The 12,769-nt window shown below is 70.0% G+C and carries 12 protein-coding genes and 1 tRNA gene; 5 read left to right on the top strand and 8 right to left on the bottom strand.

Annotation, left to right across the window (positions count from 1 at the left end):
* The first annotated feature begins 328 nt into the window (after positions 1–328).
* From ACZ60M_RS05925 to ACZ60M_RS05910, 4 genes are all read left to right on the top strand, one after another.
* Complete coding sequence (locus ACZ60M_RS05925; RefSeq protein WP_465415136.1) at positions 329–1,012, top strand: PadR family transcriptional regulator; 684 nt, start codon at positions 329–331, stop codon at positions 1,010–1,012.
* Positions 1,005–2,075 carry an inositol-3-phosphate synthase gene (locus ACZ60M_RS05920; protein ID WP_465415134.1) on the top strand — a complete coding sequence of 357 codons (1,071 nt, stop codon included), beginning with the start codon at positions 1,005–1,007 and terminating at the stop codon, positions 2,073–2,075. The genes ACZ60M_RS05925 and ACZ60M_RS05920 overlap by 8 nt, the downstream gene beginning before the upstream one ends.
* Before the next feature lie 91 nt (positions 2,076–2,166).
* Positions 2,167–3,513 carry an MFS transporter gene (locus ACZ60M_RS05915; RefSeq protein ID WP_465415132.1) on the top strand — a complete coding sequence of 449 codons (1,347 nt, stop codon included), beginning with the start codon at positions 2,167–2,169 and terminating at the stop codon, positions 3,511–3,513.
* Positions 3,468–4,445: a peptidylprolyl isomerase gene (locus ACZ60M_RS05910; RefSeq protein WP_465415130.1), complete on the top strand. Its 978-nt coding sequence runs from the start codon at positions 3,468–3,470 to the stop codon at positions 4,443–4,445. Before ACZ60M_RS05915 ends, ACZ60M_RS05910 begins: the two co-directional genes overlap by 46 nt.
* Here the strand turns inward: ACZ60M_RS05910 and ACZ60M_RS05905 are convergent.
* The 6 genes from ACZ60M_RS05905 to ACZ60M_RS05880 all read right to left on the bottom strand — a co-directional run bounded on the left by ACZ60M_RS05905 (position 4,442) and on the right by ACZ60M_RS05880 (position 8,669).
* A complete protein-coding gene (locus ACZ60M_RS05905; RefSeq protein ID WP_465415128.1) occupies positions 4,442–5,122 on the bottom strand; it encodes a lysophospholipid acyltransferase family protein in 681 nt (226 codons plus the stop codon). The two genes, ACZ60M_RS05910 and ACZ60M_RS05905, sit on opposite strands and share 4 nt — an antisense overlap.
* 147 nt (positions 5,123–5,269) lie before the next feature.
* The gene (locus tag ACZ60M_RS05900) at positions 5,270–5,869 is read right to left on the bottom strand and encodes a bacterial proteasome activator family protein (protein WP_465415127.1); all 600 of its coding nucleotides are present in this window, start codon (positions 5,867–5,869) and stop codon (positions 5,270–5,272) included.
* Between the two features lie 138 nt (positions 5,870–6,007).
* Positions 6,008–6,090: transfer RNA gene (locus tag ACZ60M_RS05895), tRNA-Leu, on the bottom strand.
* Positions 6,091–6,177: 87 nt separating this feature from the next.
* Positions 6,178–7,155, bottom strand: a complete 978-nt coding sequence (locus tag ACZ60M_RS05890; RefSeq protein ID WP_465415126.1) for an asparaginase — start codon at positions 7,153–7,155, stop codon at positions 6,178–6,180.
* Positions 7,156–7,176: 21 nt separating this feature from the next.
* Complete coding sequence (ygfZ, locus tag ACZ60M_RS05885) at positions 7,177–8,232, bottom strand: CAF17-like 4Fe-4S cluster assembly/insertion protein YgfZ (protein ID WP_465415124.1); 1,056 nt, start codon at positions 8,230–8,232, stop codon at positions 7,177–7,179.
* The gene (locus ACZ60M_RS05880; protein WP_465415122.1) at positions 8,229–8,669 is read right to left on the bottom strand and encodes a Fur family transcriptional regulator; all 441 of its coding nucleotides are present in this window, start codon (positions 8,667–8,669) and stop codon (positions 8,229–8,231) included. The genes ygfZ and ACZ60M_RS05880 overlap by 4 nt, the downstream gene beginning before the upstream one ends.
* A 65-nt stretch (positions 8,670–8,734) precedes the next feature.
* On the opposite strand from ACZ60M_RS05880, the gene ACZ60M_RS05875 reads away from it, so the two are divergent.
* Positions 8,735–9,589 carry an aminotransferase class IV gene (locus ACZ60M_RS05875; protein ID WP_465415120.1) on the top strand — a complete coding sequence of 285 codons (855 nt, stop codon included), beginning with the start codon at positions 8,735–8,737 and terminating at the stop codon, positions 9,587–9,589.
* 344 nt (positions 9,590–9,933) lie between these two features.
* Here the strand turns inward: ACZ60M_RS05875 and ACZ60M_RS05870 are convergent, their stop codons facing one another.
* On the bottom strand, positions 9,934–11,295 hold the full coding sequence (locus tag ACZ60M_RS05870; protein ID WP_465415118.1) for an FAD-binding oxidoreductase: 1,362 nt from the start codon (positions 11,293–11,295) through the stop codon (positions 9,934–9,936).
* Between the two features lie 154 nt (positions 11,296–11,449).
* The gene (locus tag ACZ60M_RS05865; RefSeq protein ID WP_465415116.1) at positions 11,450–12,421 is read right to left on the bottom strand and encodes a serine hydrolase; all 972 of its coding nucleotides are present in this window, start codon (positions 12,419–12,421) and stop codon (positions 11,450–11,452) included.
* Between the last annotated feature and the right edge of the window lie 348 nt (positions 12,422–12,769).

Below are 12,769 nucleotides of genomic sequence, written 5' to 3'. Positions count from 1 at the left end.
CCATCCACATGCTGTGTAACCCGGGCATCTTCCGGGTTTTGCCGGTCGGCCCGGTCACCTGGCGCCCCGAGGGGGCGCGCCCGGCGGACCGGCGGTCGCAAAGGTCTACTCCCGGCATGGGGGGTGGCCGGTCGTCTCGCAGTTTCGCACATCGAAATTGAGAGAACTCTGCTAGATCGCTTGGTGGGCCAGCCTATCGGATGGCAGCCCCTCTGAACAGGGCGCGGACGCGCGCCTTGACGTGATTTGCGCCTGCCGCTATGGTTAACCCTGATGTATCGAGCCGATACATCAAAGCGTTAGATCGCCGTGTGAGAGGAGGGGCACGATGCTTGAGCTCGCCATCCTGGGTCTCCTGCACGAAACCCCCATGCACGGCTACGAGCTGCGCAAACGCCTGCTGGCCCTGCTCGGGGCCATCAGGGCCGCGTTCAGCTACGGCTCCCTCTACCCCACTCTCAAGCGCATGCGTCAGCGTGGACTCATCGCCGAGGAGACCCCACGTGAGGGTGCGGCAGAGACCCCGCTGCTCACCGGGCGCCGGGCCCGCAAGGTCTACCGGCTCACACCCGAAGGCAAAGAGCACTTCGCTCAGCTCATGGCCGACGCCGGCCCCGAATCGGCCGACGAGGCCCTGTTCGGGGTGCACTTCGCGTTCTTCTCGCGCACCGACCCGGCCACGCGCCTGCGGATCCTCGAGGCCCGCCGCCGCCGCGTCGAGGAGCGCCGCGAACGCATCCGCGAGGCCCTCACCCGCACCGCCGAGCGGCTCGACGCCTACGGGCTCGAACTGCAGCGGCACGGGCTGGAGACCGCCGAGCGGGAGGTGCGCTGGCTCAACGAGCTCATCGCCTCCGAGGAGAGCCGCCGCCCCGAGCAGCGCAACGACTTCGGCGAGCCCTTCGCCGAACCGGGACGGCACCAGGCCGTCCCGGATCAGGGAACACCCGATCCGGCTGCGAGCGCCGGAGACCCAAATAAACAAGGCAAAGGAGGCATGCGCGATGGGTAAGCTCCGCGTAGCCATTGTCGGTGTAGGCAACTGCGCCAACTCGCTGGTCCAAGGCGTCGAGTACTACCGCGACGCCAAGCCCGAGGACCGGGTGCCCGGCCTCATGCACGTCCAGTTCGGCGACTACCACGTGAACGACATCGAGTTCGTCGCCGCGTTCGACGTCGACGCCAAGAAGGTCGGCCAGGACCTGGCCAGCGCGATCTTCGCCTCGGAGAACAACACCATCAAGTTCGCCGACGTGCCTCCGACCGGCGTGCCGGTCCTGCGCGGCCCGACCCACGACGGCCTGGGCGAGTACTACACCGAGATGGTCACCGAGTCCACCGAGGAGCCCGTCGACGTGGTCGCCGCGCTCAAGGCGGCCAAGACCGACGTGGTCGTGTGCTACCTGCCCGTGGGCTCCGAGAAGGCCGCGAAGTTCTACGCGCAGGCCGCGATCGACGCGGGCGCCGCGTTCGTGAACGCCCTCCCCGTGTTCATCGCCTCCGACCCGGAGTGGGCCAAGAAGTTCACCGACGCGGGCATCCCGATCGTCGGCGACGACATCAAGTCGCAGGTCGGCGCCACCATCGTGCACCGCGTGCTGGCGAAGCTGTTCGAGGACCGCGGCGTGCGCCTCGACCGCACGTACCAGCTGAACTTCGGCGGCAACATGGACTTCATGAACATGCTCGAGCGCTCGCGCCTCAAGAGCAAGAAGATCTCCAAGACGCAGGCCGTGACCTCGCAGATCCCGCACGAGATGCTCGGTGCGGACGTCCACATCGGCCCGTCGGACCACGTCCCGTGGCTGACCGACCGCAAGTGGGCGTACATCCGCCTCGAGGGCACCACCTTCGGCGACGTGCCGCTCAACGCCGAGCTCAAGCTCGAGGTGTGGGACTCGCCGAACTCCGCGGGCGTCATCATCGACGCGGTCCGCGCGGCGAAGATCGCCCTCGACCGGGGCGTGGGCGGCCCGGTCGAATCGGCCTCCAGCTACTTCATGAAGTCGCCGGCCAAGCAGTTCTCCGACGAAGAGGCTCGCATCTCGGTCGAGGACTTCATCGCGGGCGAGTAATCCGCGGCCACGATATCCAACAGCACCGCCATAGGGGACCTTGATGTAAATCGGGGTCCCCCTTGGCTTTCACCGGAGTTATCCTCGGACAATGCGCACCGACGGGCACGTTCGGAACCTCGCGAGCAACCGCCGATTCAGGCACCTGCTCGCGGTGCGCCTCACGTCGCAGGCCGCCGACGGCATGTTCCAGGCCTCCCTCGCGCTCTCGGTGTTCTTCAACCCGGCCCTCGGCGAAGCGAACGACCCGTTCCGGTACGCCGCGGCCGTCGCGATCCTCCTCGGCCCGTACTCCCTGCTCGGGCCGTACGTCGGCACGGTCCTCGACCGGTTCAGCCGCCGCAACCTGATCGGCGGCGCCAACCTCGCGCGCGCCGCACTCATGATCGTCATCTGCCTGACCCTGCCCGGCGGCTTCAACTGGTCGTGGGTGCTGTGCGCGATGGTCGTCCTCGGCGCCAACCGCTTCGTCCTCGCCGGGCTCGGCGCCGCCCACCCGCAGGTCGTGCCCGCCAGGGACTTGGTCACCGCGAACTCGCTCGCCTCGACCCTCGGCGCCCTCGCCTACGGCCTCGGCCTCGCGACCACGGGCGTCGCGAGACTCCTCGACTCGGGCGTCTCCTATTCGATGCTCGCGCTCGCCGCCGGGTGCGGGTACCTCGCCTCCGCCGTCATCGTCGGCAGCTCGTTCCGCCGCGCCGACCTCGGCCCGCTCGTCGACGACGCGCCCACGGGCCTGTGGCGCGGCATCGCCCAGACCAGCTCGGGCATGTGGGAGGGGTTCAAGCACCTCGGGCAGCGCAAGGGCCCGGCCCTGGCCATGGCCGTGCAGGGGCTGCACCGGTTCCTGTACGGGGTCGTGTTCATCATCGCGATCGCGCTGTTCATGGGGTTCTTCTGGGACGTCGAGTCCGACCCGACCGGGCGGACCACGATCTCGTGGCTGCTGGTCCTCGCCGTGCTCGGCAACATCGGGGTGCTCGCCGCCGCCGTCGCCACCCCGCGCGCGACCCGTGTGTGGGGCCCCAAGAACTGGATCGTCGTGCTCATGGCGCTGTGCGCGGTCGTCGTCGCCGCGCTCTCGGGCACCATGAAACCGGTCATGTTCGCCGTCGCGGTGCTCCTGGTGAACATCGCGTCCCAGGGCCTCAAGATCACGGTGGACACGAGCATCCAGCGCGGCGTCGAGGACGCCTACCGCGGCCGCGTCTTCAGCGTCAACGACACCGTGTACAACGTCGGCTACCTCGCCGGGCTCTTCGCCGCCGCGTTCGTCGTCCCCGAGGACGGCTACGCGCCCGGGACGCTCCTCGCGGTGGCGCTCTCCTACGGTTTGATCTGCGTCGGATACGCCTATCTCGCCCGAGACGAGGCCCCGTACGATGCACAGACATGGAGCCCCGCCGCGACCGAAGCGAGACCGAGCACGAGCCAGTAGCGTCGAACCCGTTCCGGGGCGAAGCGCCGTGGCAGCGCGAGGGCACCGGCAGCTGGAAACGCGGACTCGCCGGACTCGGCGCCGTCGCCCTCACCGCCGGATCGGTCGCCGCGGTCACGTGGCTCGCCTTCCGCGACGACGACTCGGGCACCGGAGCGACGGGCGAGGTCATCGCCGAGCAGTGCACCGTCACCGAAGCCGACGACGCCGGGCAGGGCGCCGACCCGATGGAGCCCGGCGAGCCCGTCGAACGCTCCCTCGCCACCGTCCAGACCAACTACGGCGAGATCGTCGTGCTCCTGTGGGGCGACCTCGCGCCGTGCGGGGTCGAGGCGTTCACGCACCTCTCCGAGACCGCGTTCTACGCCTCGCACGAATGCGACCGGCTCACCACGCAGGCGGTCGACCCGACCGCGATCCTGCGCTGCGGCAGCCCCGACCTCGACCCCGAGACCGGGGATTCCTACGGCCCGGGCTGGCGCTTCCAGGCCGAGACCGGCATGGCCGGGAACGACGTCGCCGACGTCCTCGCCCTGATCACCGACGACAAGGGCCGTGCGGGCAGCTCCTTCGCGCTCATCCGCGGCGAGGCGATCCCCACCGTCGGCGTCAGCGTCATCGGCGGCATCGTCGACGGCTACGAAGTGCTCGACCAGATCGCGGCCCTCACCGAGACGGTGGAATACGACGGCACCCCGCCCGTGCCCGTCGAGATCTGGGGCGTCACCATCAGCGGCGTCGAAGGCCTCCCGACCAGCCCCGCCACCGGGCTCGAATCGCCTTTGCCCCCAACGGGAACCGCGACCCCGCCCTTGGGCGGCACCGCCACCCCGTCAGGGACCGCCACACCGAGCGGCCCGCCCACCGGCACCGCGACGCCGACGGGAACGGCGACGCCCACCGGCGCCGCCACTACGACCGCCAGCCGCTAGTCCTCGGACTTCTCCGAGCCGTTGCGCTTGGCGTACTTGTCCACGTACTCCTGGCCCGTCAGGCGCCGGATCGCGTCCATCACCTCGTCGGTGACCGCCCGGATCACCACCCGGTCGTTCTCCATGCCCTTGTACCGCGTGAAGTCCAGCGGCTTGCCCACGCGCACGCCCACCGGCGCCACACGCGGCCGCGACTCGCCGATCGGCAGCACCTTCTCCGTGCCGATCAAGCCCACCGGGATCACCGGCGCGCCGGAAGTGAGCGCCAGCCGCGCCACACCCGGCTTCCCCCGGTACAGGCGCCCGTCGGGCGAACGCGTCCCCTCCGGGAAGATCGCGAACACGCGGCCCTCCTCGAGCACCTCCAGCGACGGCTCCAGGGACGCGGCGCTCTTGCGCCCGCCCGAGCGGTCGACGGCCACCTGGCCGAGGGCCTTCACCGTCGAGGAGATCAGCTTGCCCTTGATGCCCGCACCCGTGAAGTACTCGATCTTCGCCATCGTCGCGATGTGCCGCTTGGTGGTCAGACCCAGGAAGTAGTGGTCGGCGACGGAGAGGTGGTTGGACGCCAGGATGACCGGACCGTCCTCCGGGATGTTCTCCTTCCCGTCGATCCAAGGCCTGTAGATGAGCTTGATGGTCGGCGCGGCCGTCCATTGCAACGTCTTGTACAGCACCGTGTTCAGCTCTCCAGTGGTCTCACCCCGGCTGCGGGAAGGTCGGTTAGGAGCCAATTATGGCTCGCGAACCGCACCGGGCGAAACCCTCGAACCACTCTGGCCCCCGCCGGGAAGGCAGGCACGAGTCTAAGGCATGTGACAGCCCTACAGGTACTGACCAGGGTGGTGGTCGCGATCGTCACCGCGCGCGGCCCGCTCGGCCATCACGGCCCGGAGCTGCGGCGGAAGGTCCTCGCCCGCCGTGAGCGCCTTCAACTCGCCCGAACGCATCTGGTCCAGCTGCAGCCGCGCCGCCATCTGCTGCGCCACCAGCGCCGCCTGGATGCCGTGGAACAGCCCCTCCAACCAGCCCACCAGCTGCGCCTGCGCGATCCGCAGCTCCGCCTCGGTCGGGATCTCGTCGGCGCTGAACGGCAGCGACAGCCGCTCCAGCTCGTCGCGGAGCTCCGGGGCCAGGCCCGACTCGAGCTCGGCGATGGAGCGGGCGTGGATGTCGCGCAGGCGCTGGCGGCCCTTGTCGTCGAGGTCGGCGGCGCGGACCTCTTCGAGGAGCTGCTTGATCATGGAGCCGACGCGCATGACCTTGGCCGGTTCGGGGACGAGCTTGGTCGGGTCGGTCTCGTAGCGCTCGGTCTCCTCGACCTCGGCCTCGGCGGTGATCGGGTTGCCTTCGGCGTCGACGATGAACGGCTGGTCGGCGGCGTCGCGCTCGCCCTGCTCCGGCTTGCTGTTCGCTTCAGTCATGGTCGGTGTGGCCCCACTCGTCTCGGTTCCGGTTCCTCTTCCCGAGCCTAACGCGGAAGGATCGCGGGGTGTTCCCGCTCGCGACCGGCCCTGGGAAAGCGATAAGGCCCGGAGGTCGAAACCTCCGGGCCTGCTCTGTGCGCGAGGGGGGACTTGAACCCCCACGTCCTTACGGACACTGGCACCTGAAGCCAGCGCGTCTGCCATTCCGCCACTCGCGCGAGTGTCAGTACTTGCGACGCGACGATCTTACCGTGCCGGGACCTGGCGGTTCAACGGGGTATTCCCCGGGTTGAGTTGCAGGCCACTCACAGGAGCGGGCGGAGGCGTCCGACTTGCTGGTCCCCGCCCGTCACTTCGGGCCAGACGAGGTTGTCGACCTCGGGCTTGGCGTCCTTCGGGATCTCGAAACCGGCGAGCTTGGTGAGCGCGCGCAGGGCCACGGGCGTGGAGGCCCTCCCTGCGCCGTCGTCGATCTTGACGGCGACCGCGCCGACGCCGGGCGCGGCGACGACGTGGACGCCTTCGGCGCCGCCCTTGGCGATGAGGCCGGGCAGGGCGGTCATCATGCGGTGGTCGGGTCCGCGGGTGCCGTCGATGAGCTTCGGGTTGGCGCGCATGGCGTCGGCGACGCGGCGCTCGTCGGTGCCCTCGGGGGCCTCGACGAGGCGGGCGAAGGCGCGGGCGAGCCCGGCGAGGGTGACGGCCAGGACGGGAGCGCCGCAGCCGTCGACGCCGACCGCGTCCACGGTGTCGCCCGTGAGCTCTTCCACGGTGGCGATGACGAGCTGCTGGAAGGGGTGCTCGGGGTCGCGGTAGGTCGCGAGGTCCCAGCCGTTCGCGGCGCAGGCCGCGAGCATCCCGGCGTGCTTGCCCGAGCAGTTCATGTAGATGCGGCGGGCTTCCCCGCCGGCGGCGACGACCGCGTTGCGGGCGTTCGGGTCGCTCGGCAGGTCGGCCGGGCACTGCAGGTTTTCTTCGCTGAGCCCGGCGCCGCCGAGGACGGAGGCGACCTGGGCGAGGTGGAACGGCTCGCCTCGGTGGCTCGCGGAGGCGATGGCGAGGTCGGCCTCGGTGCCGGGCGCCCATCCGGCGCGGAGCATCGCGAGGGCCTGCATGGGCTTGTTGGAGGAGCGGGGGAAGACCGCGGAACCCGTGTCGCCGATCGAGGCGAGGAGGTTCCCGGACGGGTCGGTCACGGCGACGCTGCCCCGGTGGAGGCTCTCGGCGAATCCGGACCGGACGATCTCGGCGACGGGTTCGCCGCCACGGTAGGAAGCACTCATACTGCGAGGCTAGTCGCGCGGCTAGAGACTCGCGGCCTGATCTCCGACGATGAGACGCACGTCCGCGTCGGCGGCGGCCGACCGCTTCACCAGGGCGAGCGCGATCTGGCCGAGCTCGTAGTGCTGCACGGCGGTGCCGATGGCGCCGACCTGCTTGTCGCCCAGCATGATCGGGGTGCCGTTCGCGGGCGGCTGCTCGCTGGAGCCGTCGAGGTGGAGCATGACGAGGCGGCGCGGCGGCTGTCCCAAGTGGTGGACCTTCGCCACGGTCTCCTGTCCCCGGTAGCAGCCCTTGTTGAAGTGCACGGCGTACTGGAGCCAGTGCGCGACCTCGTGCGGGACGGTCTTCTCGTCGGTGTCGGTCCCGAAGGCGGGCAGCCCGTTCGCGACGCGGACGGCGTCCCAGGCCCAGGTGCCGGCGGGGGCCGCGTCGCCGCCGAGGACGACCGACTCGACGTCCTCGCGGCGCACGCACAGGTCGAAGGTGGGGACGCCGAGGGCGTCGGTGCGGCGGATCCACCCGGTGGTCGCGTCGAGCGCGTCGCCGGGGTAGACCGCGGTGGGGGTGAGGGGGATCTCGCGCTGCACGAACTTCGCGGCGGGGACGGGCTGCACGACCGGCTCGGCCTCGTCGGCGTCCTTGAACGTGTAGGTGAACAGGGCCCACACGTCGTTCTCGTCGCGGATGTCGACCTCGGTGCGGAACTTCATGAGCTGCAGGTACTTCAGCAGCGCCTCGCCGTGCCCCGGCTCGGTGTCGAGCCAGGTGGCGGCGCCGTCGTCGAAGACGTTCATGTGGTGCTCGACGCGGCCGGTGGGGGAGAGGACCAGGGCCTCGGTGCCCTCGTGCGGCTTGAGGCTGGTGAGGTGCTGGGTGGTGAGCGAGTGGAGCCATTCGAGGCGCGCATCGCCTGTCACGGTGATGATGTCGCGGTCGGAGCGGTCGAAGAGCGCGCCGGTCGCCATCGCCGCGCGCTGCTCGGTGAGCGGCCCGCCGTAGTGCCAGGCCGTGCGGCCGCTGTCGTTGGCGACGGCGCCGGGCAGGGACAGGAGCGGCGAGGTGGCGGTGTCGGTCATCGTTCCTTCTCCAGGCATTCGGCGCAGGTCCCGAACACGGCGACGTGGCCGATGTCCATGACGAACCCGCAGGTGTCGGCCACTTCCGCGCGCGCGTTCGCGAACAGGGACGGGTCGACCTCGGTGATCCGGCCGCAGCGGTGGCACACCAGGTGCGCGTGGCCGCGGTCGCCGGACAGATGGTACGTCGGGGCGCCGTGGGAGAGGTGGGTGTGGGAGACGAGCTGGAGCTCTTCGAGCAGGTCGAGGGTGCGGTAGACCGTGGTGATGTTCACACCTTCGACCTGGCCGCGGATGCGCTCGTGGATCTGCTCGGGGGTGGCGTGCCCGAGCGCGCGGACGGCCTCCAGGACGAGCTGGCGCTGCGCGGTCATGCGCAGGCCTTTGCCGCGCAGCACCGCGGCGAGTTCGGTCTCGGCCTCGGCTTCGGTGGGCATAGGTGCATGGTACTGCGCGCGCGGTGGACCGGGCCTGTGACCGGACCGGGGTGGAGAATGGGCGCATGGCACTAGTGACCGCAGTACTGCACCGAGGCGTCGTCGACTCCGACGCGCCGCTCCTGTGCGCCGACGACCTCGGGGTCCTCCGGGGCGACGGCGTCTTCGAGACCATCAACGTGCGCGCCGGGCAGGCGTTCCTGCTCTCCGAGCACCTCGACCGGATGGCGAACTCCGCGCGCCGCATGGAGTTCGAGCTGCCGGCGAAGTCCGACATGGCCGAACTCGCCGAGCAGGCCCTGGTCGCCTGGCGCGAGCGGGCCGAGGGCGAGGGCGCGCTGCGCCTGGTCGCGACCCGCGGCCGCGAGCACGGCGGGCCGCCCACCGTCTACGCCACCGTCGATCCTGTTCCGCGCGAGCGCATCCTGCCGCGGCGCGACGGCCTGAAGATCGCCACGGCGACCCTGGGGGTGAATGCCGACGCGCGGGGTGAAGCCCCGTGGCTTCTAGGCGGCGTCAAAGCCCTGTCGTACGCGTCGATGATGGCCGTGACCCGCTGGGCGAAGACCCAGGACGCCGACGACGCCCTGTGGGTCTCGGCCGACGGCTTCGCGCTGGAGGGCCCGACCTCCTCGCTCCTGTGGCTGGAGGGCGACACGCTCTGCACCACGCCGACCTCGGCGGGCATCCTGCCGGGCACGACGAGCGCGTACCTGCTGGAGCAGGCCCCGAAGGCGGGTCTGAAGACGGTGGAGAAGCTGATCTCGGTGGGGGACTTGAAGAACGCCGAAGCGGCGTGGCTGAGCTCCTCCGTGCGAGGTGTGGCCTTCATCACTCAGATCGACGGCGAGTCCGTCGCGCAACGCCCCGACGTCACCGCTGAGCTGGACAAACTCGCCGGATTCGAGGTCCCCGAGTAACGGTTTGACATCGTTTCCCAGGTTCTTCCCAGGCTCAGCACAGGCCACGCCCAGAGACGGTCCTCATAGTAATGAGTGTTCCGGTCACGCCGACAAGCCAAGCGGATTGACATGGGCAGTCATCCGGGAGGCACGGAACAATCCGGGGGCACAAAACCAGTAAGGGCAATCGGGCACAGCCCTACTGGTGCCAATGAAAAGTGGAGCTCCTCCACTTTATCGGGGCCGCAGCGAATGGGCAAGCGCTGCGGCCCCATTAACGTGTAACAGGAGCGACACGAAACCGTCTCGGGCGCATAGAAACTGCGTCGCTCCCACTCAGGTTTCCCACCGCTGCAGCCCGTTCAACCTGCGAGGACTTTGCCCGGGTTGAGGATGCCGAGCGGGTCGAGCGCGTTTTTGATCCGCCGCTGCACCGCCAGATTCACCGGGTCGACTTCCTTTGCGAGCCAATCGCGTTTCAGCATTCCCACGCCGTGCTCGCCGGTGATGGTGCCGCCCATGGCGAGTGCCATCTCCAGGATCTCGTCGAACGCGGCCCGCCCGGCTTCGAGCGAGGCCGGGTCCTCCGGATGCACGATGATGTTCGGGTGCAGGTTCCCGTCGCCCGCATGGGCGATGACCCCGATGACCACGCCGTGCTTCGCGGCTACCGATTGGACGCCGTCGAGCGCTTCGGCCAGGCGCGAGCGCGGCACCGCGATGTCGTCGACCAGGACCGTGCCCAGCTGCTCCATGGCGTGGTAGGCGCTGCGCCGCGATTCGAGTAGTGCGTCGGCCTCCTCGGCGTCGGTGGCGCGGTAGACCTCGGACGCGCCTGATGCGGTGCAGAGCGCCTCGATCGCGGCCAGCTCCTCGGCCGGGTTCGCGTCGGCTGCGACGAGCAGCATCGCGGCGGCCTCGGTCGGCAACCCCATGGGGCGCAGGGCTTCCAGGGCCCGCAGGTGCACGTTGTCGATGAGCTCGAGCAGGCTCGGCTGGGCGCCGGCGGCCATGATCGCGGTGACGGCGCGCCCTGCGTCGGCGGTCGTGCCGAAGACCGCCGCGAGCGTGAGCCGCCCGGCCGGGACCGGCGAGAGCTTCACGGTGGCCTCGGTGATGATCCCCAGGGTCCCTTCGGAACCGCAGAAGAGCCGCACCAGGTCGTACCCGGCGACGCCTTTGGCGGTCTCGCGCCCGCAGCGCATGACCTCGCCGGAGGCGAGCACGACTTCCAGGCCCAGGACGTACTCCGGGGTCGTCCCGTACTTGACGCAGCACATGCCGCCCGCGGCGGTGGCGATGTTCCCGCCGATCGTGGAGATCTGCCACGAGCCCGGGTCGGGGATGTAGCGCAGGCCGTATCCGCTTGCGGCGCTGGTGATCGCGGCGTTGAGGACGCCGGGCTGGACGACGGCGAGGCGGTTCACGGGGTCGATCGAGAGGATCTGGTCCATGGGCGAGACGTCGAGGAGGATCGCGCCGTCGACGGCGGTGGCCGCACCGGCGAGCCCGGTGCGGGCGCCCTGGGGGACGACGGGGGCGCCGAACTCGGCGGCGACCCGCATTGCGGCGCTGACCTCCTCGGTCGAGCGGGCCCGCACGAGCGCGGCGGCCCGGCCCGGCGGCACGAGCGCGGCATGGTCCCGCGAGTGTGCGGCCAGGACGTCGGGATCGGTCACGGGCGCCAGCCCGGCCCCGGTCAACGCGGAGATCAGATCGCTCATCCCGCGAGAGTAAGGCCCACAATCGGCCATCCACAAACCCCCACCCACCACAAGAGGGGAAAGAAGGACCCGGCGCAACCATCCCGCCCGGGTCCGACAGAAAACCGCCGAAAACCGGGGTCGCGGGCGAAATCTCACCCGAAAGAGTGGCGGCCTACGCGTACGGGTCGGTGTCGATGACGTCGCGGATGATCTTCGCGAGCTCTTCGACCCGCTCGATGCCCTCGGCGTCCGAAGCCGAACCGCCGGTGAGGATCGCGATCTCGATGGGCTGGTCGGTGTCGCCGTTGATGATGCCGATCGAGTTCACGACCCACTCGCCGCCCATCGAATCCCGCGTGTCCCACCCGTTCTTCATCCACACCGTCTCGCCCTCGGCGGCCGCCGCCGAGACGCCCCACTGCTGCGACTCCGACAGGTCGCCCATGAGCGAGCGCGCGTACGCCACCTGCTCGGCGTCGAGCACGCCCTCATAGAGCGCGAGCTCCAGCACCCGCAGCTGGTCCACCGCGGTCGTCTGGGTCTTCCCCCACTGCTCGGTCTCGTTCGGGTTCGTGTGCTCGAGCCCGTAGTCGATGTGCGCCTGCCGGATCGCGTCGTGCCCGTCGTCGAACGTGCCGCCGTACAGCATGTCGTTCGTCGCGTCGTTGCTCGAGTCCTTGATCATCGACTCGGCCCGGTCGAGCAGCCAGTCCGGGACCTCGTCGAGCGTCCCGTACGCCTCCAGCACCATCGTCAGGATCTCGACCTTCACGACCGACGCCGTGTCGTGCTGCACCTCGCCCTCGTACGCGAGCTGGAACTCCGCGTCGTCCACCGCGACCGCGGCGTAGAAGTTCTCGTCCTCCAGGCCCGCGATGTAGTCGCTGACGGCCGCGTCCAGGTCGGCCTGCAGCCGCGCCTCGGCCGCCAGGCGCTGCTCCTCCTCCGACGGCTGCATCGACGAGTCGTCGGCCGCCGACTCCTGGGAGCCGGGCAGGGTCGCGTCGGCGGAGCCGCCGGCCCCGCCGTCGTCCCCGGACAGGTCGGCGACGTAGATACCGGCCGCGATGAGCACGGCGACGGCCGGGACGGCCAGGAAAGGCCAGAGCCGTCGCGAAGGGGCGTGCTTGGTCTGGGAGGTCACAACAGGAACCTTGCTTCAGAGCGGGGGCGCTAACGAAATGCTGCGGCCCACGCTAAAGCAGTCGTCGAAGCGACCACAAGCAGGGTTGATTGAGAGTTCAGTAACGGTTGCGCAACAGCGCCTGGACCGCCCCGGTGATACTGCTCTCTCCATGGTCCCTCGCACACCCGGACCCGGCAACGGCGAAGCGCCCGCAGGGGCGGGCGCGACACGCGAACCTATGGAATTCGGCGGGCCGTGAGGCACTGGGACCGGCGCTCGGAATGGGACCTGGGGAGGAAATGACCATCAGCGAACGCCCGCGTCTCAGTGCCTCACGGAGACTCCACCGCACCGCGCCGCGGCCTG

It is taken from the genome of Glycomyces sp. NPDC050141 (assembly GCF_055586545.1).
Note: the sequence above shows the minus strand (reverse complement) of the source record. Positions and strands in the feature narration are given on the sequence as shown.